24 protein-coding genes are annotated in these 26,258 nt (G+C 68.7%); 9 read left to right on the top strand and 15 right to left on the bottom strand.

The window, feature by feature from the left end:
* Positions 1-195: 195 nt before the first annotated feature.
* The 7 genes from RIC11_RS05335 to rpsB all read right to left on the bottom strand — a co-directional run bounded on the left by RIC11_RS05335 (position 196) and on the right by rpsB (position 8,086).
* A complete protein-coding gene (locus RIC11_RS05335; RefSeq protein WP_350209085.1) occupies positions 196-486 on the bottom strand; it encodes a DUF2442 domain-containing protein in 291 nt (96 codons plus the stop codon).
* A 28-nt stretch (positions 487-514) separates the two neighbouring features.
* Positions 515-1,774 carry an aminotransferase class I/II-fold pyridoxal phosphate-dependent enzyme gene (locus RIC11_RS05340; RefSeq protein WP_350209087.1) on the bottom strand — a complete coding sequence of 420 codons (1,260 nt, stop codon included), beginning with the start codon at positions 1,772-1,774 and terminating at the stop codon, positions 515-517.
* Between the two features lie 437 nt (positions 1,775-2,211).
* Positions 2,212-4,119 (bottom strand): peptidylprolyl isomerase, encoded by a 1,908-nt coding sequence (locus RIC11_RS05345; protein ID WP_350209089.1) that lies wholly within the window; start codon positions 4,117-4,119, stop codon positions 2,212-2,214.
* Between the two features lie 272 nt (positions 4,120-4,391).
* Entirely contained in the window at positions 4,392-4,952 is a 561-nt protein-coding gene (gene frr / locus RIC11_RS05350) for a ribosome recycling factor (protein WP_350209091.1), read from the bottom strand.
* 91 nt (positions 4,953-5,043) lie between these two features.
* Positions 5,044-5,787 carry a UMP kinase gene (gene pyrH, locus RIC11_RS05355; protein WP_350209093.1) on the bottom strand — a complete coding sequence of 248 codons (744 nt, stop codon included), beginning with the start codon at positions 5,785-5,787 and terminating at the stop codon, positions 5,044-5,046.
* A gap of 503 nt (positions 5,788-6,290) precedes the next feature.
* Positions 6,291-7,139 carry a translation elongation factor Ts gene (gene tsf, locus RIC11_RS05360; RefSeq protein WP_350209095.1) on the bottom strand — a complete coding sequence of 283 codons (849 nt, stop codon included), beginning with the start codon at positions 7,137-7,139 and terminating at the stop codon, positions 6,291-6,293.
* A 140-nt stretch (positions 7,140-7,279) separates the two neighbouring features.
* The gene (rpsB, locus tag RIC11_RS05365) at positions 7,280-8,086 is read right to left on the bottom strand and encodes a 30S ribosomal protein S2 (protein ID WP_350209097.1); all 807 of its coding nucleotides are present in this window, start codon (positions 8,084-8,086) and stop codon (positions 7,280-7,282) included.
* 379 nt (positions 8,087-8,465) lie between these two features.
* Between rpsB and ilvN the strand changes: the two genes are divergently transcribed.
* From ilvN to egtD, 5 genes are all read left to right on the top strand, one after another.
* The gene (gene ilvN / locus RIC11_RS05370; protein ID WP_350209099.1) at positions 8,466-8,990 is read left to right on the top strand and encodes an acetolactate synthase small subunit; all 525 of its coding nucleotides are present in this window, start codon (positions 8,466-8,468) and stop codon (positions 8,988-8,990) included.
* A gap of 99 nt (positions 8,991-9,089) precedes the next feature.
* The gene (gene ilvC, locus RIC11_RS05375) at positions 9,090-10,121 is read left to right on the top strand and encodes a ketol-acid reductoisomerase (protein ID WP_350209101.1); all 1,032 of its coding nucleotides are present in this window, start codon (positions 9,090-9,092) and stop codon (positions 10,119-10,121) included.
* A gap of 43 nt (positions 10,122-10,164) precedes the next feature.
* The gene (locus tag RIC11_RS05380) at positions 10,165-10,773 is read left to right on the top strand and encodes a Uma2 family endonuclease (RefSeq protein ID WP_350209103.1); all 609 of its coding nucleotides are present in this window, start codon (positions 10,165-10,167) and stop codon (positions 10,771-10,773) included.
* Entirely contained in the window at positions 10,770-12,278 is a 1,509-nt protein-coding gene (locus RIC11_RS05385) for a 3-keto-alpha-glucoside-1,2-lyase-like domain-containing protein (protein WP_350209105.1), read from the top strand. The genes RIC11_RS05380 and RIC11_RS05385 overlap by 4 nt, the downstream gene beginning before the upstream one ends.
* A gap of 187 nt (positions 12,279-12,465) precedes the next feature.
* Complete coding sequence (gene egtD, locus RIC11_RS05390) at positions 12,466-13,431, top strand: L-histidine N(alpha)-methyltransferase (protein WP_350209107.1); 966 nt, start codon at positions 12,466-12,468, stop codon at positions 13,429-13,431.
* Between the two features lie 45 nt (positions 13,432-13,476).
* Here the strand turns inward: egtD and RIC11_RS05395 are convergent, their stop codons facing one another.
* Positions 13,477-13,752, bottom strand: a complete 276-nt coding sequence (locus tag RIC11_RS05395) for a DUF202 domain-containing protein (RefSeq protein ID WP_350209109.1) — start codon at positions 13,750-13,752, stop codon at positions 13,477-13,479.
* A 166-nt stretch (positions 13,753-13,918) separates the two neighbouring features.
* Here RIC11_RS05395 and RIC11_RS05400 point away from each other — a divergent pair, with 166 nt between their 5' ends.
* Both RIC11_RS05400 and RIC11_RS05405 read left to right on the top strand, forming a co-directional pair.
* Complete coding sequence (locus tag RIC11_RS05400) at positions 13,919-14,761, top strand: hypothetical protein (RefSeq protein ID WP_350209111.1); 843 nt, start codon at positions 13,919-13,921, stop codon at positions 14,759-14,761.
* A 16-nt stretch (positions 14,762-14,777) separates the two neighbouring features.
* The gene (locus RIC11_RS05405; RefSeq protein ID WP_350209113.1) at positions 14,778-14,996 is read left to right on the top strand and encodes a hypothetical protein; all 219 of its coding nucleotides are present in this window, start codon (positions 14,778-14,780) and stop codon (positions 14,994-14,996) included.
* A 52-nt stretch (positions 14,997-15,048) separates the two neighbouring features.
* Here RIC11_RS05405 and cysN read toward each other — a convergent pair whose 3' ends face one another.
* The 5 genes from cysN to RIC11_RS05430 form a co-directional block, all read right to left on the bottom strand.
* Positions 15,049-16,983 carry a sulfate adenylyltransferase subunit CysN gene (cysN, locus tag RIC11_RS05410; RefSeq protein ID WP_350209115.1) on the bottom strand — a complete coding sequence of 645 codons (1,935 nt, stop codon included), beginning with the start codon at positions 16,981-16,983 and terminating at the stop codon, positions 15,049-15,051.
* Positions 16,984-17,054: 71 nt separating this feature from the next.
* The gene (locus RIC11_RS05415; RefSeq protein ID WP_350209116.1) at positions 17,055-17,384 is read right to left on the bottom strand and encodes a four helix bundle protein; all 330 of its coding nucleotides are present in this window, start codon (positions 17,382-17,384) and stop codon (positions 17,055-17,057) included.
* A 43-nt stretch (positions 17,385-17,427) separates the two neighbouring features.
* Positions 17,428-18,336, bottom strand: coding sequence for a sulfate adenylyltransferase subunit CysD (gene cysD / locus RIC11_RS05420; RefSeq protein WP_350209118.1), 909 nt, complete (start codon positions 18,334-18,336; stop codon positions 17,428-17,430).
* A 269-nt stretch (positions 18,337-18,605) separates the two neighbouring features.
* Positions 18,606-18,986: a hypothetical protein gene (locus RIC11_RS05425; RefSeq protein ID WP_350209119.1), complete on the bottom strand. Its 381-nt coding sequence runs from the start codon at positions 18,984-18,986 to the stop codon at positions 18,606-18,608.
* Positions 18,983-20,119 carry a DUF1559 family PulG-like putative transporter gene (locus RIC11_RS05430; protein WP_350209121.1) on the bottom strand — a complete coding sequence of 379 codons (1,137 nt, stop codon included), beginning with the start codon at positions 20,117-20,119 and terminating at the stop codon, positions 18,983-18,985. Before RIC11_RS05430 ends, RIC11_RS05425 begins: the two co-directional genes overlap by 4 nt.
* A 265-nt stretch (positions 20,120-20,384) precedes the next feature.
* Between RIC11_RS05430 and bamJ the strand changes: the two genes are divergently transcribed.
* Together bamJ and RIC11_RS05440 are read left to right on the top strand one after the other, a co-directional pair.
* Positions 20,385-21,086 (top strand): BamJ family beta-barrel-assembly machinery protein, encoded by a 702-nt coding sequence (gene bamJ / locus RIC11_RS05435; RefSeq protein WP_350209123.1) that lies wholly within the window; start codon positions 20,385-20,387, stop codon positions 21,084-21,086.
* Between the two features lie 425 nt (positions 21,087-21,511).
* Entirely contained in the window at positions 21,512-23,134 is a 1,623-nt protein-coding gene (locus RIC11_RS05440; RefSeq protein WP_350209125.1) for a hypothetical protein, read from the top strand.
* Positions 23,135-23,251: 117 nt separating this feature from the next.
* Here the strand turns inward: RIC11_RS05440 and RIC11_RS05445 are convergent, their stop codons facing one another.
* Together RIC11_RS05445 and RIC11_RS05450 are read right to left on the bottom strand one after the other, a co-directional pair.
* Positions 23,252-25,180, bottom strand: coding sequence for a pyrroloquinoline quinone-dependent dehydrogenase (locus RIC11_RS05445; RefSeq protein WP_350209126.1), 1,929 nt, complete (start codon positions 25,178-25,180; stop codon positions 23,252-23,254).
* A 35-nt stretch (positions 25,181-25,215) separates the two neighbouring features.
* Positions 25,216-26,067 carry a patatin-like phospholipase family protein gene (locus RIC11_RS05450; protein WP_350209128.1) on the bottom strand — a complete coding sequence of 284 codons (852 nt, stop codon included), beginning with the start codon at positions 26,065-26,067 and terminating at the stop codon, positions 25,216-25,218.
* Positions 26,068-26,258 lie beyond the last annotated feature (191 nt).

A 26,258-nucleotide genomic window follows, 5' to 3' on the forward strand; every position in this document is an offset into this window, starting at 1 on the left:
TACCGCCCGCCGGCGCCGCGCCCGGTTCTCCGGAGGAGCGGCGCATCGGGAGAGCGGCGCTTCAGGGGAGGGGTTCGATTGACGCGATAGCGTCGGCATTGCGGGCGCGATCCCAGTTCGCCCGCAACTCTTGCCGGTGGATCTCGAGCCACACCGGAGCCAGCCCCCATCTTGACCACGACGCCATAAAACCGACTAACGGCCGGCGTGCGACGGCTCGTTCGGCTCGGCGTCGAAGGCCTCGCGTATCGACTTGCCCGTGACCTGCAAGTAGAGCGCGTCGGGGCAAAGATCGAGCGCGTCGTCCCACACGACGTCTCCGTGCTCGCCGAGCCGGACTTCGGCGAAGCGGTTTGGATCAGCGAGCGGGCGGAACACGCCTTTGCCGACGAGGTCGCCCAGATCGACGACGCAGCTTACGCCGTCGTCGTAGCGTAGAGACAAGCTGTGGGGCCCGCTCGCAGAGACCTCGATCAACCGTGGCATGGTGTTCCCTGCAAGGAGCTCGGAGCGATTAGGTGAGCGCGGGGGTCGCTTGGCCCCCGCTGTACTGGGCCTCCGCGTCGCGGAGGCACGTCTTGATCTGGCGGACGGCTTGTTTCAGGCGCTCCTCGTTTTCGACGAGGCTCATCCGCAGGTAGCCCTCGCCGTCGGGGCCGAAGCCGCTGCCGGGGCTCACCGCGACGTTGCCCTTTTCGAGCAGCAGCATCGCGAAGTCCATCGTGCTCATGCGGCTGCGCCAGGGCTCGGGGATCGGCTGCCAGACGAACATGCCCGCCTTGGGGCGCGCGTCCTGCCAGCCCAGGCGCACGAGGCCGTCGCACAGCGCGTCGCGGCGGCCTTGGTAGATCTCCGACTGCTTCTCGACGGCCGCTTGCGTGTCGCGTAGCGCGACGATCGAGGCGATCTGGATCGCTTGGAACATGCCGTAGTCGTAGTAGCCCTTGATCGTGGCGAGCGCGCCGATCATCTCGCGGTTGCCCGCGCAGAAGCCCACGCGCCAGCCGGCCATGTTGTACCCCTTGGACATGGTCGTGAACTCGACGCCCACGTCGATCGCGCCGGGCGAGGCCAGGAAGCTGGGCGGCTTGTAACCGTCGTAGGCGACGTCGGCGTAGGCGAAGTCGCTGATGACCATCAGGTTGTACTTCTTCGCGAGCTTCACGACCTCGTCGAAGAACGGCTGCTCGACCGTCACGCTCGACGGGTTGTGCGGGTAGCAGAGCAGCAGGAGCTTCGGTTTGGGGTAGAGGGTCTCGCACGTGTGGGCGATCGCCGAGAGGAACTTGTCCGAGTCGGCCACCGGCAACTGGATCACGTTGCCCGACGCGAGCGCGACCGCGTACACGTGCACCGGGAAGTACGGCGTGGGGACGATCGCCGTGTCGCCCGGGCCCATCAGCGCTAGGCACATGTGGCTGAAGCCCTCCTTGGAGCCCAGGCAGGTGATCACCTCCGCGTCCGGGTCGAGGCGCACGCCGAACCGCTTGAGGTACTTGCTCGCCACCTCGCGCCGCAGGTTGGCGATGCCGTTGCTCTTGCTGTAGCGGTGGTTGCCCGGGTTGCGCGCGGCCTCCACGAGCTTCTCGATGACCGCGCCCTCGGGCGGGTCGCTCGGGTTGCCCATGCCCAGCTCGATGACGTCGTCGCCGCCGACGCGCTTGTCGTAGATCATCTTGTTGATCCGCCCGAACAGATACGGCGGCAGCCGGGTCACGCGGTCGGCGACGCGGACCTGGAACGGCGGAGCGGCTGTGGAGTCGCTGGGGGGCATGACGCACCGGGGCGGAGGGGTCGGACGGATCGGACCCCGATTTTGAGGACGGAACGCACAAGGTGGAAGGCGGGCTTAGCGGGGCCGGGCGGCGGCCCGACCCCGCCTGGATAGGCCCTGGAGCCTCTGACAGCCTACCGGCGACTGGGGTTCTAGCTTGACGCCAGAATCGCTCCCCTCTCCGCCACCGGGCGCGCGTGTGTCGGCGGGGAGGCTTGGGCCGATCGGCTGGCGAGCCATGTCAACTATACTCGCCGACGGCGCCACGGAGACCGCGTCCGGCCGGGGAGACTAGCGGGCGGCTGCGTCCGGCCCGGGAGCCACGAATGGGTCGAGCCGCCCCCGCCCAAGCGAACAACGCCCGATCCGGCGAGGCCTGCCGGACCGGGCGTTGTGAGGAAGTTGGTAGCCGCTGCGGCCGTCGCCGGCCGGGGGCCTCAACGCACCGCCGACGTCGGCGTGACCGCGCCGTCGCGGCGCCGCGCGGCTTGCTTCGCGGGCGGCGCTTGGCTGGTGCCGGCCAGGTAGTTGTCGATCCGGGCGGCCGAGCGTACCCGCTGGAACTCTTGGCTCATCGCCAGGCGCAGCTTCTTCTCGAAGATGTCGCGCTGCAGCTCGCCACGGACCTCGTCGATCGTCACGCCGATCGGCTCGGTGCGTCCTTCGGACTTGAGGATGATGAACTTGTCGGCCACCTGGATGATGCCCGAGAGCTCGCCGTCGGCCAGCTCGAACGCGACCTCCTCGAGCTGGGGCTGGCCGCCGTGCTTGCGGATCGGGGGGGCCTCGCCGCGGAGGCTGCGGCTGGAGGGCTCGATCGAGTACTCCTCGGCCAGGTCGCCGAAGTACTCGATCGACGGGTTCTGACGGGCCTTGTCCCAGACCTCTTGGGCGCGGCGCAGGTTGCCCAGCACGATCGCGCGGCAGCGGACACGCTCGCCGTAGTTGGCCTCGAAGCCCTTCTGCAGGTCGTCGGCGTCGATCTTCACCTTGCTGCTGGTGAGCTTCTTCAGCGCGGCCGAGGGCCAAACGCTGTCGCGCACGTACTGGTCGTACGACAGGCCTTGCTCGGTGGTGGCCATCTCCTTCCAGCGCGCGAGGTCCGCGTCGCCGGTGGGGCCGACCACGCCGGCGAGTTCGGCCGCGTGCTCCATCTCCTCTAGCAGGTCCGACTGCGAGACCGTCACGCCCGCTTGCTTCAGCTCTTGCCGCAGCAGCAGGTGGGAGATCTCGACCTCGAGGACCTCCTCGCCGTGGCGGTCGAGGCACTCTTTGCCGAGCTGCCGCATGGTGATCGCCTCGCCGTTGACGGTGGCCACCACGCCGGGCATCGTGTCGCGGAGGCCCGGGTCGTTGTAGATGTTCACGATCGTGGCGGACCGCTGCAGCTGCCCGAACAGGTCGTTGGCGACGCCGCGCAGCTTCTGCTCGACGAGGGCCTCGGTCAGCTCGCCGCGGACCTCCTCGAGCGGCGTGTTCCGCGCGGGGATGAGGCCCTCGCACATGAGGATCGCGTGCTGGCCCGCGGCCTCGACGACCGGCGAGATCTCGCCCGGCCGGAGCGCGAACGCGGCTTGCTCGATCAGCGGGTCGCCCATGTGCCGGCGGATCGGCTGGATCAGGCCGCCGATGCTCGCGGAGTTCACGTCCTGCGAGTGCTGCATCGCCAGGCGCGGGAAGTCTTCGGGACGCGCGACCGCCTCGCGGCGGACCTGCTGCGCCTTGGCCGCGTCGGTGACGACGATCAGCCGGGCGCGCACGGCGGGCCCGAAGCGCGACTCGTGGGCCTCGCGGATCTCGTCCTCGGTCGGCTGCACCCGATCGGCGGCCAGCTTCCGCAGCGCGATCGTGGGCCAGAGGATGTCGCGCTTGTACTGGGTCTCGTCGACGCCGCGTTGGTTGGCCAGCAGCTCGAGCCACTGCTCGCGGCCGAGGTTGAACCGCTTGGCCATCCGGGTGACCTCGGCGTCGATCTCTTGCGGGGTGACCTCGACGCCGCGCTTGCGGCAGTGGTGCTGGATGAGCCGCTTGTTGACGAGGCTCTCGAGGACCTCCTCGCCGTGCCGCTCGACGCACGCCTGCACGAGCGTCTGGCGGCTGATGTCCTTGCCGTTGACGATCGCCATCACGTCGTGCGGCGGGCCGCCCTCGGGCAGGTCGGCCAGGGGGGCCGGGGCGGGGTTGCTTGTGGCGGGCTGGGCGGCGCGGGGCGCCTGGGCCTCGGCCTCGCCGGTGACGACCCCGCGGGCGACGAGCGCCGCGCCGAGCACCACGCCGGCCGTCACGACCAGGGGCCAACGGCTGGCGACAACGCAAAGGAAGGAACGGGGGTGCGAGCGATCCATCGGTCGGGCCTCTGCTGGCGGGCTAGCGTGTCTTCCCTCGGCGCGCGGCGCCTCGTGCGCCAAGCGGGCGGGGAGACTAACACGCGCGGCCGCCGCGCGAGAAGAGCGAAGCGGCGGGTGCTAGCAGGGGGAGGGGTCTGCCCGCGAACAGCGCGGATGACGCCTACACGCGTGTCGGAGACCGCAAGGAGACGCGGCACGGGAAAGCGATCCCGACTCGTGACCGTCGATCCGCGTCGATTCGCGTGATTCGCGGGCAACAGGCCGACCGCTTACTCGTCCATCACCTCGGCCGTCTTGGCCTTGGCGAGCTCGTCGCACGTGGCCTCGCGCTTGTTGAGCAGCTCTTGCACGTCGTCTTTGTAGGTCTTCAGCTCGTCCTCGCTGAGCTCCTTGTCCTTCTCGAGCTGCTCCAGGTGCTTGTTCGCGTCGCGGCGCACGTTGCGGATGGCGATCTTGGCCTCTTCGGTGAGGTCCTTGGTGCGCGCGACCATCTTCTTGCGCACGTCGCCGGAGAGGGCCGGGATGTTGAGCCGCACGACCTTGCCGTCCGACTGCGGCGCGAGGCCCAGGTCCGACGCGACGATCGCCTTCTCGATGTCCTTGATCGTCGACGGGTCGAACGGCCGGATCACGAGCTGCTGCGGCTCGGGCGCGCTGACGCTGGCGAGTTGCTTCAGCGGCGTGGGGGAGCCGTAGGCCTCGACGCGGAGCGAGTCGACCATGCCGGGGTTCGCGCGGCCGGTGCGGATGCCGGTCAGGTCGCCCTTGAGCTTGTCGACCGCTTTGTCCATCCGCTCCTCGGCGTCGAGGAGGATCTCGTCGAGAGTCATGGCGAATGAGGGGTGTGTGGGGTCCGGTGAGAGATGGGAGGAACCGAGCGGCTGGCCGGCCCACGACGCGGGTCGTGGGGGGAACCGCCGGTCAGCTCGTCGCCGCGGCCGCGGCGCTCGAGACTTGCGTGCCGAGGGTCTCGCCGCGGACGGCGCGCTCGATGTTGCCGTCTTGGCGGTAGTTGAAGACCAGGATCGGCAGGTCGTGCTCCATGCAATGGGCGATCGCGGTGGAGTCCATCACCCGCAGCTCCTTCTCGCGGACCTGCTGGTAGGTGAGCCGCTCGTAGAGCACCGCGTGGGGGTTCTTCTCGGGGTCGTCGTTGTAGACGCCGTCGACGCGGGTGGCCTTCATCAGGATGTCGCAGTCGAGCTCGAGGGCCTTCTGCGCGGCGGCCGTGTCGGTCGTGACGAACGGCGCGCCGGTCCCGGCGGCGAAGATGACGATCCGCCCCTTCTCGAGGTGGCGCTTCGCGCGGCGGCGGATGTAGGGCTCCGCGACGCCGTCCATCTTGATGGCGGTCATCAGCCGGGTCTGCGCGCCGAGCGACTCCAGCGCGTCCTGCAGCGCGAGGCCGTTGATCACCGTGGCGAGCATCCCCATGTAGTGGCCGGTGGCCTCTTGGATGCCGGTCTTGCCCGCGGTGAACTGCGCGCCGCGGAGGATGTTGCCCCCGCCGATGACGATCCCGATCTCCACGCCCAGCGCCGCGGCGCGGATCGTCTGCTGCGAGATGTGGACCACCTCTTCCATGCTGATCCCCCGCTGCCCGGGCGGGGCGAAGCTCTCGCCGGAGAGCTTGAGGATGACGCGTTGGTAGGGCGATTCGGGCATGGCGTCGGGCGCGGGCTGGCGGGGTGGCGGGCTAGCTGAGTCTAGCTGCCGGCTTCGTGGACCGCCAAGCCGCCAAGAGCGCCAAGGCCGCCAAGAGCCCCTCGGGGAGTCAGTCGTCGGCCCCCCGGATCGACGCGCCCGATGCCGCGTCGCCCTCAGCACCGAGACAGCGGTAAATGCGGCCGTGCCGGGTGCGACGAAGGCCGGGTGCGACGAAGAACGTGAGGGAGTGCGGAGACGCCTTCCCGTATTCGTGCGGAATGGTGTGGACGAAAAGGATCACGAAAGCCGCCGCCAAGAACGCCAAACTGATCGCCACCACATGACGGGTGATTCGGTCTCGGAGGTGCGACTTCGTATCGACCGATTGTAACCTGCGGCCAATCCCAAAGCCGCACCGTCTTGGCGGCCTTGGCGCTCTTGGCGTCTTGGCGGTTCTAAGAAAGAGAACGCCCCGGGCAGAGACCCGGGGCGTTCGGTCGATCGGGTTGTCGCAGGCCGGATCAGGCGCTGGTGGCCTGGCTGGTCTCGCCGAGCTTCCAGAGGGTGAAGCTGCGCAGCTCCATGCCGCCGGACTTGGCGAGCTTGCCAACGGTCTGCTTGTCGTCTTTGACGAAGGGCTGCTCGGCGAGGACCTTCTCGGCGTAGAAGTTCTTCATCCGGCCGTCGACCATCTTCTCGATGATGTTCTCCGGCTTGCCCTCCTGCTTGGCCGCCTCGATGAGGATGCCGCGTTCCTTCTCGACCTCGGCCGGGTCGAGGTCGTCCTTGGTCGTGGCCGAGGGCTTCATCGCCGCCACGTGCATGCTGATGTCCTTGGCGAGCGCGTCGTCGCCCCCCTGGACCGAGAGCAGCACGCCGGACTTGCCGTCGAAGTGCACGTAGCCTCCGGTCGGGCCTTCGACCCGCTCGATGCGGGCCAGCTTGAAGACCTCGCGGATGCGGTTCTCGATCTCGTCCTTGACCTCGCGGAGCGTCTTGCCCTTGTGGTCGGGCGAGGGCTGCTGCCAGAGCTCGTCGGGCGTCTTCGCGCCGGGGCCCTCGGCGAGTTGCTTCGCCAGGGCGTTGGCCAGCGCGACGGTGTCCTCGTGGCCGGCGACCGGGGCGGACTCAACCTGCAGCTCGATGATCGCGCCGGCCGGCTTGTCGACGCCCGAGTAGATCGCGATGCGGCCTTCCTCGGTCGCGCGGTCGGACCGCGCGGCCATGAGCTTCAGGCCCTTCTCGCGGAGCGCCTGCTTGGCCTTCTCCTTGTCGCCGCCGGCCTCGGCGAGCGCCTTCTTGCAGTCCATCATGGGGAGCTGTGTCTCGTCGCGCAGCTCCTTCACCATCGCGGCAGTGATCGTCGCCATCGGAAGGGGTCCTTGTGCGTGGTCGGCGCCGCCACGGCTTGCTCGGTGGGGCGGCTGGATTGCGGATTGGGGATTTCGGATGGCGGAGTGGCTCGATGGAATCCGCAATCCGAATTCCCCAATCCGCAACCCAGCGGACGTCAGCTCGCCGGGGCCGGCTCGTCGGCGGCGGCCTTTTCGGCAGCGGCCTTTTCGGCGGCCGCCGTGGCCTCGGCCTTCTTGGCTGCTTCACGCGCGGCGCCCTCGTTGGCCGCCTGCTGTTGCATCGCGGCCTGGGCCTTGCCGGCGGCGACCGCGTCGGCGAGCAGGCGGGTGATCACCTCGATCGAACGCATGCTGTCGTCGTTGCCGGGGATCGGCAGGTCGACCGTGTCCGGGTCGCAGTCCGTGTCGATCAGCGACACCACGGCGATCCCCAGCGCGCGGGCCTCCTTGACGGCGTTCTTCTCTTTCTTGGGGTCGACCACCACCAAGCACTCGGGCAAGCGGGTCATCGTCCGCATGCCGTTGAGGTTGCGGTAGATCTTCCGGTACTCGCGGTTGAGCGTCGACTGCATCTTCTTCGAGTACGAGTTGATCGCCTCGGAGCCGCGGATCTGCTCCAGCTCTTCCAGGCGTCCCAGCCGGTCGCGGATCGTGCGGAAGTTGGTCAGCGTGCCGCCGAGCCAGCGCTCGGCGACGAACGGCATGCCGCACCGCTGGGCCTCCCGCTCGATCGACTCGGCCGCCTGGCGCTTGGTGCCGACGAACAGGATCAGGCTGCCGCGGCCGGCCACGTCGGCCAGGTACTTCTTCGCCCGCAGCATGCCGCGGATCGTCTCGCGGACATCGATGATGTGGATCAGGTTCCGGCGGGCGTAGATGTACGGCCGCATCTTCGGGTTCCAGCGGCTGGCGCGGTGACCGAAGTGGACGCCTGCTTCGACGAGCTCGTTGACTAGGGACATCGGGTCTCCGATAGGGGGCACACCGGCGGAGCCTCTCCCGGGGGAAGGGTTCTCCCGGGGGAGCCGGCGGGCGCCCCTGCTTCGGGGGGCGGCCGCGGGCCAGCGTTGGGGTCGTTTCGGCCTGGGTTAAAGGGGGCGCCGCGAACTTGCCGGGCCGATCGGGGGTCGCGAGTCTGGCTAGCGTACCGGCCGCGGCGCGGGGGGTCAACGCGGTCAGCGCCCCCGGTGCGCCGCCCCCCTCGCGCCCTCGCTGGTTGCGGGGGTCTGGCCAGCGGATTACGATCCGTGGCTCGGCCCACCCCGGCCGCTTCGGAAACGCCCCACGGGCCCCGGCTCGCTGCCCCGACCCCGCCCACCCCCGCTTCGCTCCCGGCCCGCTATGCGACACGTCCTCTCCGCCGTCGTGCAGAATGTACCGGGCGTGCTGGCGCACGTGGCGGGGATGCTGGCTTCGCGGGCGTACAACATCCACAGCCTGGCGGTAGGCGAGACCGAGTCGCCGGAGCTGTCGCGGATGACGTTCGTCGTCGTGGGCGACGACCGCACCGTCGAGCAGGTCCGCAAGCAGCTCGAGAAGATCGTCACCGTGGTGCGGGTCGACGACATCAGCGGCCAGGACTACGTCGAGCGGGACTTGATGCTCATCAAGGTCAAGGCCGACAAGGGCGATCGCCCGGAGATCCGCGAGCTGACGCGAATCTTCCGCGGCCGGATCGTCGACGTGTCGCCGAGCGAGATGATGGTCGAGCTCTCTGGCCAGGAGCGAAAGATCGAGGCCTTCATCGACATGATGCGCCCCTTCGGCATCCTCGAGCTGTGCCGCACGGGGCGGATCGCGATGGTCCGCAGCGTGAACCGGCCCGTCGCGGGCCAAGCCGACGCCGAGGGCGACGAGAACAACTGATTCCATTGCGGGTTTCGGATTGCGGAATGCGGATTCCGCTGTGTCCGACCTCGCCAGCGCCCAATCCGCATTCCGCAATCCGCACTCCGCAACCGTCCTATGGCCCAGATCTACTACGACGCCGACCTCGCCGCCCTGAAGGGCAAGACCGTTGCGATCATCGGCTACGGCTCCCAAGGCCACGCCCACGCGCAGAACCTCCGCGATTCGGGCGTGAAGGTCGTCGTGGGGCAGCGGCCGGGCGGGGCGAACTACGACCTGGCCAAGTCGCACGGCTTCGAGCCGGTGTCGGCCGCCGACGCCGCCAAGCAGGGCGACGTGGTCAACATCCTGCTGCCGGACGAGGTCCAGGCCGACGTCTACAAGGCGGAGATCCGCGACAACCTCAAGCCGGGCGCGATCCTGATGTGCTCGCACGGCTTCAACATCCACTTCGGGCTGATCGAGCCCCCCAAGGGGGTCGACCTGCTGCTGGTGGCGCCCAAGGGCCCGGGCCACCTGGTCCGCAGCGAGTTCGAGGCCGGCGGCGGCGTGCCCTGCCTGATCGCCACTCGGTCTGCCGCCGCTACCGCGTCGGATGACGAGATGTCCGACGAGTCGTCCAACGTGTTCAAGACCGGCATGGCCTACGCCAAGGGGATCGGCGGCACGCGCGGCGGCGTGATCCGCACGACCTTCGCCGAGGAGACCGAGACCGACCTGTTCGGCGAGCAGGCGGTGCTCTGCGGCGGCCTCAGCGAGCTGGTCAAGGCCGGCTTCGAGACGCTCGTCGAGGCCGGCTACCAGCCGGAGATGGCGTACTTCGAGTGCCTGCACGAGGTGAAGCTGATCGTCGACCTCTTCTACCAAGGCGGCCTCAGCTACATGCGTTACAGCGTGAGCAACACGGCCGAGTACGGCGACTACAAGTCGGGGCCGCGTGTCGTGACCGACGAGACCAAGGCCGAGATGAAGCGGATCCTCGACGACATCCAGTCCGGCCGCTTCGCCCGGGACTGGATGCTCGAGAACAAGGCCGGCGCCCCCAGCTTCAAGGCGACCCGCCGCCGCGAGCAGGGCCACCAGATCGAGCAGGTCGGCAAGGAGCTGCGGAAGATGATGGCCTGGATCGACGAGAAAGAGGTCGGCTGAAGCGCCGGACCCGCGAGCCGTGCCGCTGTGGTAAGCTAACGCCATGTCCACCGGCGCCGCAAAACGCCTGACCGTCGACGAGTTCCTCGTTTTCGAAGAAGCGAGCGACACCCGGCACGAGTACTTTGATGGCGAGATCTTCGCCATGGCCGGGGGAACGGCTGCGCACAGCCTCGTCGCAGCCAACGCGACAGCCGCCCTCGTGAACGCGTTGAAGGGCAAGAACTGCCGTGTCTACTCGGCCGACCTGATGGTGTTCACGCCGACCGGCCTGCGCACCTATCCGGACGCAAGCATCACCTGTGAGCGACCACGCTTCGAAGGCGATCGAGAACGCGTGCTGCTCAACCCGCAGGTGATCGTCGAGGTCTTGTCCGAGTCGACCGAAGCCTACGACCGCGGCCGCAAGTTCGACAACTACCGAACGATGCCCTCGCTGAGGGAATACGTTCTCGTCGCGCAGGACCGGGCGCACGTGGATCACTTCGCGCGGCGTGACGACGATCGCTGGGTGCTGACCTCGTATCAGGACCTCTCGGACCAGGTCGAGCTGCCGGTGCTCGCTTCTGCGTTCGCGATGGCCGACTTGTACTCCGGCGTTGATTTCCCCACGCCCGACCCCCCTCCTCGATCCGACCCACAAGAGCCGTGAAACACTCATCCCGCTTGCTCACACCACTGGCCGTCTGCTTGGCTATCGTCGCGACTCGCTGTGTTGCCGAGGAAGGCTTCACCGACCTGCTCGCCGGCGATGCTCTCTCCGACACCTGGCGGGGCTACAACGAGGACGCGTCGCCCGACTCCTGGCGGCTTGAAGAGGGGGTGCTCAGGCTCGAAGGCTCCGGCGGGGACTTGGTCACCCAGGAGACTTATGGCGACTTCGACTTCCGCTTCGAGTGGAAGATCGCCCCGGGCGGCAACAGCGGCGTCATGTACCGGGTGGTTGAGACCGACGAGCCGGCCTACCACACGGGGCCCGAGTACCAGGTCTTCGACCCGTCGGAGTCGAGCGACGACCTGACCGGCCCGGCCGCGCTGTACGGCTTGTACCCCGCGCCGCCGTCGGCCTCGAAGCCGGCCGGCCAGTGGAACACGGGGCGGATCACGGTGAGCGACGGCCGGGTCGAGCACTGGGTCAACGGCCAGAAGGTGGTCTCGACGGAGATCGGCTCGAAGGAGTGGAACGACCGCGTGTCGGGCAGCAAGTTCGCCGCGTGGGATCGGTTCGCCAAGGCCGACGCGGGGCGGCTGGCGTTGCAGGACCACGGCTCGAAGGTCTGGTACCGCAACCTGCGAGTGAAACGCCTCGGCGATTCGCAAGACGCAGCCAAGCAGTCCGCCGCGAAGAAACCCGCCGGTAGTGGCCCGCACCGCGTGCTGTTCGTCACGCAGAGCGCGGGGTACAAGCACTCGAGCGTCACGCGCAAGGCGAGCGATCTCTCCGTCAGCGAGCAGGTCATGAAGCAGCTCGGCCTGCGGAGTGGCGAGTTTCGTGTCGACTGCACGCAAGACGTCGAAACCGACTTCACCCCCGAGTTGCTCGCCAACTACGACGTCGTCGCGTTCTACACGACGGGCGACCTGCCTATCCCCGAAGCGACGCGCGAGTGGTTCCTCGAGGATTGGCTCGCCGAGCAGGGGAACGGCTTCCTCGGCATCCACGCGGCCGCGGACACCTACCACGACTACGAGCCGTACTGGGACATGCTCGGCGGCACGTTCGACGGGCACCCCTGGACCGCCGACACCGACGTGGTGCTCCGCGTGCACAGCGGCGACCACCCGGCCTCCGCCCCGTGGGGCGCGCCCGGCGCGCTCGTGCGGATGAAGGAAGAGATCTATCAGTTCAAGCACTGGCAGCCGGAGAAGGTGCGCGTGCTGATGTCGCTCGACATGGGCGAGACCGACCTGAAACGGCCGCGGCACATCCCCGTGCTGTGGGTCAAGGACTATGGCCGCGGGCGGGTCATGCACATGAGCCTCGGGCACCGCGAGGACGTGTGGACCAACCCCCGCTATCAAGAGTCGCTGATCGGTGGGATCGAGTGGCTGCTGGGCCTCCGCCCCGGCGACGCCACGCCGAATCCGGAACTGTCCGCCGAAGAGCAGCGTGCGGCCGAGCAAGCCGCCGGGGCCGCGGCGGCGGCCGGGGGCTGATCGCCCCGAGGCCAGCCAGTCGCTTGCGGCGCGGCCACTCGGGTCGATTCTTGAGCGGAAGGTTCCCGCTTGGCGGGCGCAGTCCTACCTTTTGCGAGTAGGTCGAGCGCAGGCCGCCCCAGCGATCGGGTGGAGGGCTCTCGGCGTCGCAACCGGTAGCCCCCTCTTCCGACCGAGCCCTACCAAGATGCCTCCCTCCACGCTTCAGGCGCGTCGTGCCGCGACGCGCGACGCGGACTTCCGCTCCGACGTGCTCAACGGCCTCACCCGTCGGCCTAAATCGCTGCCGTGCAAGCATTTGTACGACCGGCGCGGGTCGCAGTTGTTCGACAAGATCTGCGAGCTGCCGGAGTACTACCCGACGCGGACCGAGCTGGCGATCCTCCGTACGCACGCGAGCGACATCGCCGCCGCGATCGGCCCCCGGGCCGCGGTGGTCGAGTACGGCAGCGGCAGCAGCACCAAGACGCGGCTGTTGCTCGACGCGTTGCCCGATCCGGTCGCCTACGTGCCGGTCGACATCTCGGCGGAGCACCTGCACGCGGCCGCCGCGCGGTTGTCGCTCGCCTACCCCGGGCTCGACGTGGTCCCGGCAGCGGCCGACTTCACCCAGCCGTTCGAGCTGCCCAAGCTGCCGCGGCCCGCGTCGCACGCGGCGGTGTTCTTTCCGGGCTCGACGATCGGCAACCTCCTTCCCGCCGAGGCCCAGCGGCTGCTGGGCCTGATCGCGCGGCTCGTCGGCCGCGGCGGGGGCCTGGTGATCGGGGTCGACCTGCAGAAGGAGCCGGCCATCATCGAGGCGGCCTACAACGATTCGGCGGGCGTCACCGCGGCGTTCAACCTCAACCTCCTGGAGCGGATCAACCGGGAGCTCGACTCGGACCTCAACCCCTCCGTGTTCCGCCACCGCGCCGTGTACGAGCCGGGACCCGGGCGCGTGTCGATCTCTCTGGTCGCCGAGGCGGACCACACCGCCACGATCGAGGAAGAACCGATCGAGTTCGCGGCCGGCGAGTCGATCCACACCGAGTATTCTCACAAGTACACCACGCAGGGGTTCGCCCGATTGGCCGCGGGCGCCGGGTTCGCGCTGCGGCGTGTCTGGACCGACCCGAGCGAGTGGTTCGCCGTGATGCACCTGGTGGTCGACTAAGGGGCCCGGCCATCGAACAGATGGCGGGCGCCACTCTGAGAGGGCTTACGCCCTCGGGTCGGGGGCGTCCTCTTGGGCCAGTTCCGCGCGCTGCTGTGCGAATCGCCACGCGCCCCATGCGACCACCGCGACGCCGGCCGCGATCGCCGCGGCGCCGAGCCAGCGGTCGGTCGCGCCGAGCGGCTGGAGCCGCCACAGGGTCACGCCCGACGCGACCAGCATCAAAGCGGTGCGCAAGTAGGCCAGCAGGGTGCGCTCGTTGGCGAGCGTCGTGCGGCGGAGGGCCAGCCGGTCGCGTGTGGCGGCTTCGGGCTCGGGCATGCGTGCTGTGACTCCGGCTGGGGGGCGGCGCCAAGATCGGCCGTGCGTCGACGAACAGACTCTACAAGAGCCCCGCCGCTGCGCCTCCGTGATTTTGTGGTACTCTCCTCGCGAGTCGGAGAACCGCACGGCCTGGCGGCCATCACCCAACCCGATCGAAGAACCGATGACCGACCGATTCAACGACGAACTCCCGCCCCAGCACCGAGAAGAACGCCAGGGAAAGGGCTGCTTGTTCTGGGGCTGCCTGATCGTGGCCGTCGTGTTGTTGCTGCTGGTGGTCGGCGCCGTGTGGTCGGCCTACTCGCTCTATTCGGGCTTGGTCCAGCAGTACACCGCGACCGAGCCGATGGCGATCGAGGTTGTCGAGCTTCCCGAAGAGCAGATGAAGGCCCTCAACGAGCGCTACGAGGCTTTCGCGCAAGCGGTCAAAGCAGGCGAGAACCCCGGCGACCTCGAGCTGACAGCCGAAGAGCTCAACGCGCTGATCGGCCAGAACGCGGACCTCGCGGGGCGGGTCTTCGTGCGGATCGCCGACGGCCAGCTCGGCGGCGACGTGAGCATCCCCACCGACTTCTTGCCGATGGTCGGCGCCGGTCGTTACTTCAACGCCAGCGGCCAGTTCGAAGCCTCGATGGAAAACGGCGTGCTCGTCGTGACGCTCGCCGACGCGACGGTCAATGGCAAGCCGGTCCCCGAGGAGTTCCTCGCCGGGCTCAAGGACCAGAACCTGGCCAAAGACTTGTACGACAACGCCGACAACGCCAAGGCGCTGCGGCAGTTCGAGTCGCTCACGATCGAGGGCGACAAGGTGATCCTCAAGGCCCGCCCGGCCGAGGACCTCCCCGACGCCGGCGACGCCGCCGGTGACACCGCCGAGGAGGACGCCGCCGAACCGGCCGACGACCCGGCGAGCGGCGACCAACCTCCCGCCGAGCCAGACGACGCCACCCCGCCGTCCGAGGTAGAATCAACCGGCGAGGCGCCCCAGCCCGCGCCGACCGGTTGAACCGAAGGAGCCCACGATGACCTACACGGGACGCGTGCAGAACGGCGTGGTCGTGCTCGACGACAAGGGACTCGCCCCGCCCGAGGGGGCGGCGGTGCGCGTCGAGCTCGTCGAGGAGCCGACGCGACCCACGATCGCCGAGCGCCTTAAGAACGTGATCGGCAAGGCGGAAGGCATGCCGCCCGACGCGGCGTCTCGGATCGACGACTACCTCTACGGAGCCTCGGGCGAATGAGCTTGGTCTTCGCCGACACGGCGGCCTGAGTCGCGCTGCCGAGCGCGTCGGCTTAGATCGCCCCGCTCTCTTCCAGCAGCTTCACGATCGCCGCCGCGCACTGGTCGATCGATTGCTCGGCCGGCTTGACGACCAAGTCGGGCGTGGTGGGCGCCTCGTACTCGATCGACACGCCGGTCAGGTTCTTGATCTCGCCGGCGTCGGCTTTGGCGTACACGCCCTGCTCGTCGTGCTCGCGGCGCCAGCCCTCGGGCGCGTCGCAGTGGACGACCAGCAGCCTGTCGGTCCCGACGACCTCGGCCGCTTTGCGGCGCACCTCTTCTTGCGGCGCGACGAAAGCGGCCACGCAGAGCAGGCCGGCCGAGTTGATCATCTTGGCGACCTCGGCCGCGCGGCGGAGGTTCTCGCTGCGGTCGTCGGCCGTGAACCCCAGGTCGCGCGACAGGCCGCGGCGGAGCGACTGCCCGTCGACCACGACCACCGCGCGTCCCGCGTCGAACAGCATCCGCTCGACCGCCGCGGCGATGGGCGTCTTGCCGGACGCGGGCGGGCCGGTCAGCAGCACGGTGAGGGGCTGCTGCCCGTAGCGGGCGGCCCGTTCGTCGGGGGTGACCGCGCTGACCGCTTCGACCAGCCCCTCGGCGGCCGGCTTGTCCCACGCGTCGCGCTCCTCGGCGGTGGAGCCGTCGAGGATCATCCCGGCGCCGACGGTCACGTTCGAAAGGCGGTCGATGATGATGAACGCGCCGGTCGAGCGGTTGCGGCGGTAGCCGTCCATCGCGATCGGCTGCGACAGCTCGAAGCGGCAGCGGCCGATCTCGTTCAGCTCCAGCGACGGCGCGGGCTGGCGGTGCAGCGTGTTCACGTCGATCCGGTAGCGGAGCGTCGACACCCGCCCCGACGCGACCTGCGTGGTCTGCTTGATCAGGTACTCTTTGCCGGGCAGGAGCGGCTCGTCGGCCATCCACACGACGGTCGCGTCGAACGCGCTGGCCGTGGCCGGCTGGTTGTCGGGGCGCACGAGCATGTCGCCCCGCGACACGTCGATCTCGTCGTCGAGCGTGACCGTGACCGCCTGCGGCGCGAAAGCCTCTTGGAGGTCGCCGTCGAACGTGACGATCCGCGACACCTTGCTGCGGCGCTTGCTCGGCAAGGCGAGCACCTCGTCGCCGACCTGCACGCGGCCCGACGCGATCGTGCCGCAGAAGCCGCGGAAGTCGAGGTTCGGCCGGTTCACGAACTGCACCGGCAGGCGGAAGTCGATCAGGTTGCGGTCGCTCGCGATGTGCACGTTCTCCAGGTGGTGCATGAGGGTCGACCCCTCGTACCACGGCGTGTTCTCCGAGTGCACGAGCAGGTTGTCGCCCCCCAACGCGCTGATCGGGATGAAGTGCTGGTCCGGCATGTCCAGCCGCGTGGCGAAGTCGCGGTAGTCGCGCTTGATCTCTTCGAAGCGGTCCTCGGACCAGTCGACCAGGTCCATCTTGTTCACGGCGATCAGCACGTGCTTGATCCCGAGCAGTGACACGATGAACGAGTGCCGCTTGGTTTGGGTCATCACGCCGTGGTCGGGCCGCGCGTCGACGAGGATGATCGCCAGGTCGCACGTGCTCGCGCCGGTCGCCATGTTGCGGGTGTACTGCTCGTGGCCCGGGCAGTCGGCGATGATGAACTTCCGCTTGGCGGTGCTGAAGTAGCGGTAGGCGACGTCGATCGTGATCCCCTGCTCCCGTTCGGCCTTCAGGCCGTCGGTCAGCAGCGCGGGGTCGAACTTGCCGCCGGTCGTGCCGAACCGCTTCGAGTCGACCTCCAGCGCGGCCAGCTGGTCCTCGTAGACCATCTTCGAGTCGTACAGCAGGCGCCCGATGAGGGTGCTCTTGCCGTCGTCGACAGAGCCGCACGTGAGGAAGCGGAGCAACTCTTTCTGCTCGTGCTCCTTGAGGTACGCGTCGATGTCGGTGGCGATCAGCTCGGATTTATGACTCATGGCGAATGCGGAAGTCGGATTGCGGAATGCGGAGTCTCTTCAGCCGCTGCGTTTTGAGGTGTTCAGGGACGTCACGATGATGGCCAAGATCTCGTTAGCTTCGGCCAGCAAGTCGCCGACTCTCTCTCTCTGGGGACGAGTCCCGTTTCTGTAAGCAATTCGATCCAGTAGATGGCCTCGTCGCACTCTTCCTCCACGATCCCAAGCTTCGCACGGAATTCGGCCGGCGAGCGGGTGCGGCAGGCGGCGTGGTAGTTGGCGCCGACGGACGTTCCGCACCGAAGCAACTGCTTGCCGAGCACGTGCGAGGACCCACGAGCGTCGAGGCTCTCGACAAGTCGATAAACCCGCAAACCAAATTGCTTCGTTCGCCGCTTCATCTCCTCGGCAAAATCCGACATCGGACTCCCTCAGATTCCGCAATCCGAAATCCGGATCCCGCATTCAGTAGTAGCCCTTGCGCTTCTTCTCTTCCATCGACGCGCCGGGGTCCTTGTCGATCGTTCGCCCTTCGCGTTCGCTGCGAGTGGCGAGCAGCATCTCTTGGATGATCTCGGGCAGGGTCTGCGCCTTGCTGACGGTCGCGCCGCTGAGCGGGTAGTCGCCCAGCGTGCGGAAGCGGACCCACTCCTTGCGGGACTTCTTGCGGAGCTCCTCGGGGGTGCGGTCGTCGTCCACGGCGATCAGGCTGCCGTCGAACTCGACCACGTCGCGCTCCTCCGCGTAGTACGCGGGCACGATCTCGATCCCCTCCAGGTGGATGTACTGCCAGATGTCCAGCTCGGTCCAGTTGGACAGCGGGAACGCGCGGATCTGCTCCCCCTTGTGGACCATGCCGTTGTACAGGTTCCACAGCTCGGGGCGCTGGTTCTTTGGGTCCCACGCGTGGTTGGAGTCGCGGAACGAGTAGACGCGCTCCTTCGCGCGGGCCTTCTCCTCGTCGCGGCGGCCGCCGCCGAAGGCCGCGTCGAACTTGTACTTGTCCAACGCCTGACGCAGCGCGCCGAGGTTCATCACCTCGGTGAAGGTCTTGCTGCCGTGGGTGAACGGGCTGAGGCCTTGCTTGAGCCCCTCCTCGTTTCGGTGGACCAGGCACTCCATCCCTAGTTCGCCGACGATGTGCCGGTCGCGGAACTCGTACATCGACCGGAAGTTCCAGGTCGTGTCGACCAGCAGCAGCGGGAACGGCGGCTTGGCGGGGAAGAAAGCCTTCCGCGCCAGGTGCAGCATCGTGCACGAGTCCTTGCCCATCGAGAACAGCATCACCGGGTTGCTGAACTCGGCTGCGACCTCGCGGATGATGTGGATGCTCTCGGCTTCGAGCGCCTTGAGGTGCGTCAGGCTGTACGACACGTCAGCAGCGGTGGGGCAAGGGGCGCGGGATCGGGGGGCCGGGGCCCAGGGGCGGGGTCCGGTGGGCCGGGGCAAGTGGGCCATCCTTGCCGGCCTGCCGCCGGGCGTCTAGGCGGCTTCGAGCCCACCGAAGGGCCGCCGGGCGCCACAAGCCCGGACAGGGGGCAAGCTCAGCGATCCATCGCAGGCGGAGGGGCGGGCACGCGGAACGAGGCGGACCTCGCCTGCCCACTCCAGCTCGCACCGTGAAACGGCCCTGGGGGCCGCGGCTACCCGTTCAGCGCCCGCGACGCCGCGACGGTCGCGCCGCCGGCTAGGCAGAGCCCGCCGCCCAGCCAGCGGAAGGCCTCCCGCCAGCGGTCGGGCGCCTCGGCGGCCCGCCGGCGGTCCACCTCCAGGTCGCCCATCTTCTCGCGCGCCTCGCGGAGCTGCTGCAGGTGGGCCTCGGTCCGATCGGGCGAGAGCGCCAGGCGGTGCAGCTCGGCCGACGCGGCTTGGTGCTCGCGTGCGTCGGCGGCCGAATAATCCCCGCCGCGGAGCCAAGAGTCGGGCGTGAAAACCGCAGCCGCCAGCACCACCAGGCCCACGGCCAGCGTCGCGGCGCCGATCGCTTCGAGCGGCAGGCGTCGGTTGCGGGGGGCGTCGGTCACTCGCTGGTCATCGTTGCGTCGACGTGCGCCCTGCCCACGTACTCGTCGTGGATGCCGATGTCCAGCGCCATGAGGACCGCGTCGACGTCGTCGGGGATGAACTTCACATGGCCGTCGAGGTAGCCCCCGTTCACGCCCCCCGGGTGGAGGCTGCGCGGCGCGGCCGACTGGTAGCCCGACAAGCCGATGGCGTTGGCGTACGGCGGGTCGATGCCGATCCACTGGCTGCAGGGCATGCCGTCGAGCCGCGTCGCGAGGACGGTCTCGTCGTCTTCGCAGTGGACCAGCGTGTCTTCGACGACCGCGGTGGTGTTGGGCGTTTGTGCCTGCCGCTCGTAGAGCCCGTTGGCGAAGAACCGGGAGAAGAACCCGCCGCTCGCGGTGCGGTCGTGGTGCATATCGAACGCTAGCAGCGACGCGCCGTTCCAGGCAAGCGACCAGGCGCCACGCTCGTCGAGCGGGTCGGCACGCGTCCGCAGCTCGGCGAAGGCGAGCGTCTTGCTCAGCCCGTCGATCACCTTGCGGGCCTCCAACCCACGGACCACCAGTGCGCCCGGGTAGAGCAGCTGCAAGTCGTTGTGGAACGGCGAGGTGTAACCGCCGTAGTTGCCCTTGGCGAACGTTCGCCCTTGGACGAATTGATTGTCTTGAAAAAACCGGCCGCGCGCGTCGTCCGACGGGCAGAGCAGCGAATCGACCCACGCGGACTGCGGGTCGCCTGCCTGGTCGAGCAGACTCCGCGACAGGTCGAAGCGGTCGTATAGCGGCCCTTCCTCAAGGTAGGGCAACAGGAGGACCGCCCAACTGTGCATCTTGCCGGTGAACTGGTTGACGACCTCGTACTGCTGCCGCGCGTACACGCGGGGCTCGGGGTCGAGCAGCCCGGCCGGGGGCAAGCGGCCTTCGGTCGCCTCGTAGTTGATAGCGGCGAGCGTGATCTGCTTCAGCTTGTTGACGCATTCCGTACGCCGCGCCGCCTCGCGCGCGGACTGTACGGCGGGCAGCAGCAGGGCGACCAGCACCCCGATGATGGCGATCACCACCAGCAATTCGACCAGCGTGAAGCCGGCACGGACGGGCCGCGGCTGGTCGCAGCGGGGCGAGAATCCGGGCTTTGGCCAGACCAACGGCATCGGGGTTGCTGTCGGCATGCGGTAGGAGCAGAACAGGAAGGCCCGCCAGCCGCGGCGGAGCGAACGGACTACCCAGCACTATATCGCGGCGCGGCGCCCTCGGCGACGATCCGGCGGTTCACCGGCCAAGGCCGCGCGCGGTAGAGTGCTCCCCTCCCCCCCTTTGCGGGCGGCGCCGAACGTTTTCGATTCTATCGGGGGAGCCCGGCGTGGCGGGCCGCCCCCCGTTCTTCCCTCACCCCTAGCAACTCGATCCCCTCGACCTATGCGTATCTACCTCGGATTACTCTTGCTCCTCGCGCCGGCTGCCCAAGCACAGGACAACTTGCCGCAGCCCGGCCAGCCCGAGCTGTCGACGCTCGGCGAGCAGGTCTCCTACAGCCTCGGCCTTGACCTGGGCCGCCGGCTCAAGCAGGACGGCGTGCAGGTCGACTTCGGGGCGATCGTCGCGGGCCTCCGCGACGGCCTGACCGACGCCGAGCCGATGCTGACCGACGAGCAGATCACCCAAGTGATGAAGCAGTTCCAACAGCAAATGCAACAAAAAGCGGAGAACCAGATGGCCCAAGCCGCCCAGCAAAACCTCGCCCGCGGCGCCGAGTTCGCCGACCAGTACGCCAAGAAGGAGGGCGTCCAGAAGACCGATTCGGGCCTGCTTTACCGGGTGATCGAGGAGGGCGACGGCGCCAGCCCCGGCCCCGAGGACACCGTGCGGGTCCACTACGAGGGGACGCTCACCACGGGCGAGGTCTTCGACAGCTCCTACCGCCGCGGCGAGCCGACCGAGTTCCCCGTCGGCGCGGTGATCTCGGGTTGGACCGAGGCCCTGCAGATGATGAAGTCGGGCGCGAAATGGGAGGTCGTGCTGCCGCCGGACATCGCGTACGGCGCCCGCGGCGCCGGCGGGGCGATCGGCCCGAACGAGACGCTGGTCTTCAAGATCGAGCTGCTCGACGTGCTCGACTGACCGAAGCCCGACCCGATTAGCCGCCCTGCTGCCGGCATGGCTGGCCAGCGGCCCGCGTTGCGGACTCGTACTTCAACACAAAGCCGGCCCCCGAATGGGGGCCGGCTTTGTGTTCGAAGGGGGGGCGTTTTGTTTTTGTGATTTTGTCAAAGGAAAAGTTGGCGTTTCTGCCCCCAAGGCGCCCCCTTTGCTGCTGGCCGCGGGGCGCTCAATGGTCTCTAATCTGCGGCAGCTATTCGCCTCCGGCAACTTAGGCGGATTAGGGCGGTGTTGATTGACGGCCACTTTAGGCAAGGTAGAATCCTAAACCCGCAGCGAGACGCAAAATCCCTTCCGGCTTCGACTTACGGCGTTCGAGGCGAGGAATTCCGGGATGCCATACTGGAAAACGCTGACTTTTATTCGGTTTTTGGAGGACATCTTCGATGCGGCGTACCTTGATCGCCCTGCTGCCAGCGTTCGCTTTGCTGGTCGCGGGCACGCAGGCGAAGGCCTGTGCTGATTGTGGCTGCGGCTCGGCCTGTGGTGGGTCGGCCGTGGCGGATTGCGGCTGTGGCTCGGCCTGTTCTGACTGCGGCGCCGCTCCGGTCGCCGACTGTGGCCCGCAGATGGTCACCAAGACGGTCTACGTGCCGCAGCAGGTCACCGAGATGCGGACGGTGACCTCGACCGAGTACCAGCGTGAAACCCGCGAGCGCACCTACACCGTCATGCGCCGCGTCCCGAAGACCGAAGAGAAGACCCGCACCTACACGGTGATGGTCCCCGAGCAGCGGACCAAGACGGTCGAGTACACCGTCATGAAGCAGGTTCCCGAGACCCGCACCCAAGAGTACACCGTGCAGGTCCCGTACACCGAGCAGGTCGAGCAGACCTACACGGTGATGACCCAGGTCCCCGAAGAGAAGACCACCACCTGCACCGTGATGGTCCCCTCCTACTCGGACAAGACGGTCGAGTACACCGTCATGGTCCCGGTTCAGGAAGAGAAGACCAGCACCTACACCGTGCAGGTCCCGTACACCGAGCAGGTCGAGCAGACCTACACGGTGATGACCCAGGTCCCCGAAGAGAAGACCAGCACGTACACCGTTCAGGTTCCGTACACCGAGCAGGTTGAGCAGACCTACACGGTCCAGGTGCCCTACACCGAGACCGTTGAGGCCACCCGCACGGTGACCAAGCGAGTGCCGGTCACCACGATGAAGACCGTGCAGGTCTCTGGCGGGCACTACGAGACCCAGATGGTCGAGGTCCCCTGCGGCGGCTCGTCGTGCGGCGGCTGCGGAGACTGCGGCGGCTGTGGGGAGTGCGGCGGCTGCGGGTGTGCGACCAAGACCGTCTGCCAGAAGGTCTGGGTCCCGACTTGCGAGACCCGCGAGGTGCCGTGCACCACGTACGAGTGCGTCACCGAAGAGGTGCCCTGCACGTACAACGTGACCAAGTGCCGCACCGAGGAGCGGACCCGCACGGTCAACGTCTGCAAGTACCGCACGGAAGAGCGCACCAAGACCTACACGGTCATGAAGTGCGTCCCCGAGCAGAAGACCCGCACCGTCAACGTGTGCAAGTACCGCCCCGAGGAGCGCACCCGGACCTACACGGTCACCAAGTGCGTGCCCGAGACCCGCACCAAGACGGTCAAGGTCTGCCAGATGGTCCCCGAGGAGCGCACCAAGACCTACACGGTCATGAAGTGCGTCCCCGAGCAGCGCACCCGCACGGTGAACGTCACCAAGTGCCGCACCGAGACCCGCACCCGCGAGTACACGGTGATGAAGTGCGTCCCCGAGACGATGACCAAGGAGGTCGCCTACACCGAGTGCGTGCCGCAAGAGAAGACCGAGACCTACACGGTCACGAGCTACGATTGTGTGCCCGAGGAAAAGACCGAGACCTACGAGGTCTGCGTCCCGGTGCAGGTGCAGAAGGAAGTGCCGGTCACCGTCTGCAAGATGGTCGCCCAAGAGGTGACCGTGCCCTGCAGCACCGGCGGCTCGGCCTGCGGCTGTGGCGCCCCGGCCAGCTCGGGCTGCGGCTGCTACTGAATCCGCTCGGGCCCCGCGCCCGATCGAGCTGCTAGAGGATCAATCGACTCGGGCCGGGTTCCTAAGGAACCCGGCCCGTTTTTCATGCGCCGCCGGAGACACGGCGACCCCTGGGGGCTACCTCTGATCGCGGCCCGCCGGGCCCAACCCCGAAGCGGCGTCGGGCAACGCGAAAGCCACGAACGCGTCGCCCGCCCGGGTGCGCTGCTTGCCGGCTCCGCCGGCCGCGATCACCACGTGCTGCCGGCCACCGACCGAGTACGTAGCCGGCGTGGCGTAGCCGCCTGCGGGCAGCGGGTGAGACCAGAGCCCCTCGCCGCTGGCCGCGTCGAACGCGCGGAAGCGCTCGTCCTTCGTGCCGCCGATGAAGACCAGCCCGCCGGCGGTGGTGATCGGGCCCCCGAAGCTCTCGGTGCCGGTCGGCGGCACGCCGCGGGCGGTCAGCTCGGGGTACTCGCCGAGGACCGTCCGCCAAGCGATCTCGCCGCGGCCCAGGTCGACCGCGACCAGTTCTCCCCAGGGCGGGCGGCAGGCCGGGTAGCCTTCGTGGTCTCGGAATTGGCGGTAGCCGAGGTGGCCGAAGTCGCCGTAGCGGGCGGGCGTCTGATCCTCGCGGCGCAGCGTCATCACGTTCGGGCAGTTCGTCACGTTCACGATCAGCAGGCCGCTGACGGGCTCCAGCGCCGCGCCGGACCAGTTCGCCCCGCCGTGGAACCCCGGCATGATGACCGACCCCTGCACGCTCGGCGGCGTGAACGGCCCGCCCGTGCGGAGCCCGGCGAGTTGCTCGAGCACCCCCTCGGTGTTCGCTCGGCCGATGTCGGTCACGGCCGACTCGTCGAACCGCGTCAGCACCAGCGGCGGCGGCTTAACGGGGATCGGCTGCGTGGGCCATGCGCGCTCGCCCGGCACGTCCGACGGGGCAGCCGGAGTTTCGACAACCGGGAAGACCGGCGCGCCGGTCTGGCGGTCGAACACGTACACATAGCCGGTCTTGGTCGGCTGCACGGCGACCTCACGGAGCCGCCCCTCGTGGCGGATGGTCGCCAGCAGCGGGGGGCACGGCAGGTCGTGGTCGCACAGGTCGTGGTGGACCGTCTGGAAGTGCCATTGCCGCTCGCCGGTCCGCGCGTCGAGCGCGATGGTGCAGTTGGCGAAGAGGTTCTCGCCCAGGCGGTCGCCGCCGTAGAAATCGAACGACGCGGAGCCGAGGCCCGCGAACACCCAGCCGCGCCCGGGGTCGACGTTCAAGCCGCTCCACGCGTTGGCGCCGCCGCGGTTCCGCCAAGAGCCTTCGGCCCAGGTGTCGGCGCCGTGCTCGCCCGGCCGGGGCACGGTGCGGAACCGCCAGAGTTGCTGCCCGGTCCGCACGTCGAACGCGCGGACGTCGCCCGGCGCGGCGTGGTCGGGTCCCTCGCCGCAGGAGAAGCCGAGCACGACCGTGTCGCGCCAGACGGCCGGCGCCGACGTGACGCCGTAGCCGAGGTCGCCGAGCTGCTCTCCCATGTCGGCGCGGAGGTCGACCGCGCCGCGGTGGCCGAACCCCGGGTCCGGCTCGCCGGTCGCCGCGTCGAGCGAGATCAGCCAGCCGTCGGCCGTGGCGTGCAGCACGCGGCTCTGCCCCCCGTCGGCCCAGTAGGCGCAGCCGCGGTTGACGCCGCCGGAGACCAGCCGGCCCGGCGCAGGGCCGAGGCTCGCGGGGTCGAAGCGCCAGAGCGGCTCGCCGGTGGCCGCGTCGAGCGCGACGACGACCCGCTCGCCGGTCGTCACGTACATCACGCCGTCGACCACAACCGGGGTGCACTCGATCGTCGGCCCCTTGCCGTCGGCCGCTTCGCCGGTGCGGTACGTCCACGCGGGGCGCAGGCGCCGGGCGTTGTCGGTGTTGATCTGGTCGAGCGTCGAGTGGCGCCGCCCGAGGGGGTCGCCCCCTACGCGGGGCCAGTCGGCGCCGGCGTAGGCGGTCTCCTCGCCGGCCGAAACCGAAGCAGTCAAGACAAGTGCGGCCAGCGCCGTCGCTCGGCGCCAGAGAAGAGGGGTCTTCATCGGCTGCTCGGGGATAAGCTGGGTGAGAGAAGAAGTCAGGCGCCGATGCCGTGGCGCTCCAGGAACCGCCGCCCGTCCTCCGTTCCTTGGCGCCAAGTGGCTTCGATCTTGGAGCGGTCGGTGAAGTCGAGCTTGTCGGCGTGCGTTTCGTCGGAGACCTCAGCGTAAACACGATCGGGGTGCGATGGCAGGTTCCGGAACCGCCTGGTGAGCAACACCAGCGTGCGCCCGCGGTCGGGCTCTGGCTGCGGCGCTTTGCACGCGAGGCCGCCGTCGACGACCTTGGTCCCCTCCCACCCTTCGAGGTTGAACACCGGGGGGATCACCGCCGCGTTGCAGATAAGGTCGACCAGCTTGCCGCGGCGCGCCGCTTCGCGGGCGTCGATCAATTCCGATCGCACGCCCGCCAGCTTGGTGAATCGCATGTAGGGGCTCGAACGCAGCCACAGGTCGAGCCCGTACGCGAGCGTCAGCGGGACGGTCGAAGCCCGCGGGTGGCGCCGCCACGGGGGAAACGCGACCAACACCTGGAAGCCGGGCCCGTCGGCGACCCGCGCTTCGGCGTCGGGGTCGAGGGTCTCGCGGACCACCTCGCGGTAGATCCGTTGGTGCGGCGTGAGCCCGTCGCCGTGCTCGTCGTCGACCAGTGACGTGTTGCTGTCGTTGCGCTGGAACTTCGCGCCCATGATCTCGAGCAGCTCGCGTTCGCGGCCTCCCAGGTAGCAAGCGGCGGCCAGCGCGCCACCCGACACGCCGGTCACCCGCTGCGGCGCGAGGTCGAGCGGGCCGGCGACCGCTTCGAGGAACCCGCCGTGCCAGAAGCACCGCGCTCCGCCCCCCGAGAACACGAGCTGCTGGAACGCGCCGGGGTAGACGTCCTTGCTCAAGCCTGCGTCAGCGGTTCGGGGAGTGGGCGCGTGAGGGGCACTGCCGCCGCTCGGCGGCGGGGTGAGTTTAACGAACCAACCGGGGGCTGTGGGGCGCCGCTGCTCCAACGAGCAACGACTCGATCAACCTACGAGCTAGGCGCGATACAGCGCGTCTGGAGGCGCCTCCCACCGATTCAGGACAGCTCCCA

This window comes from Botrimarina sp. (genome assembly GCF_040219535.1).
GTDB lineage: Bacteria > Planctomycetota > Planctomycetia > Pirellulales > Lacipirellulaceae > Botrimarina.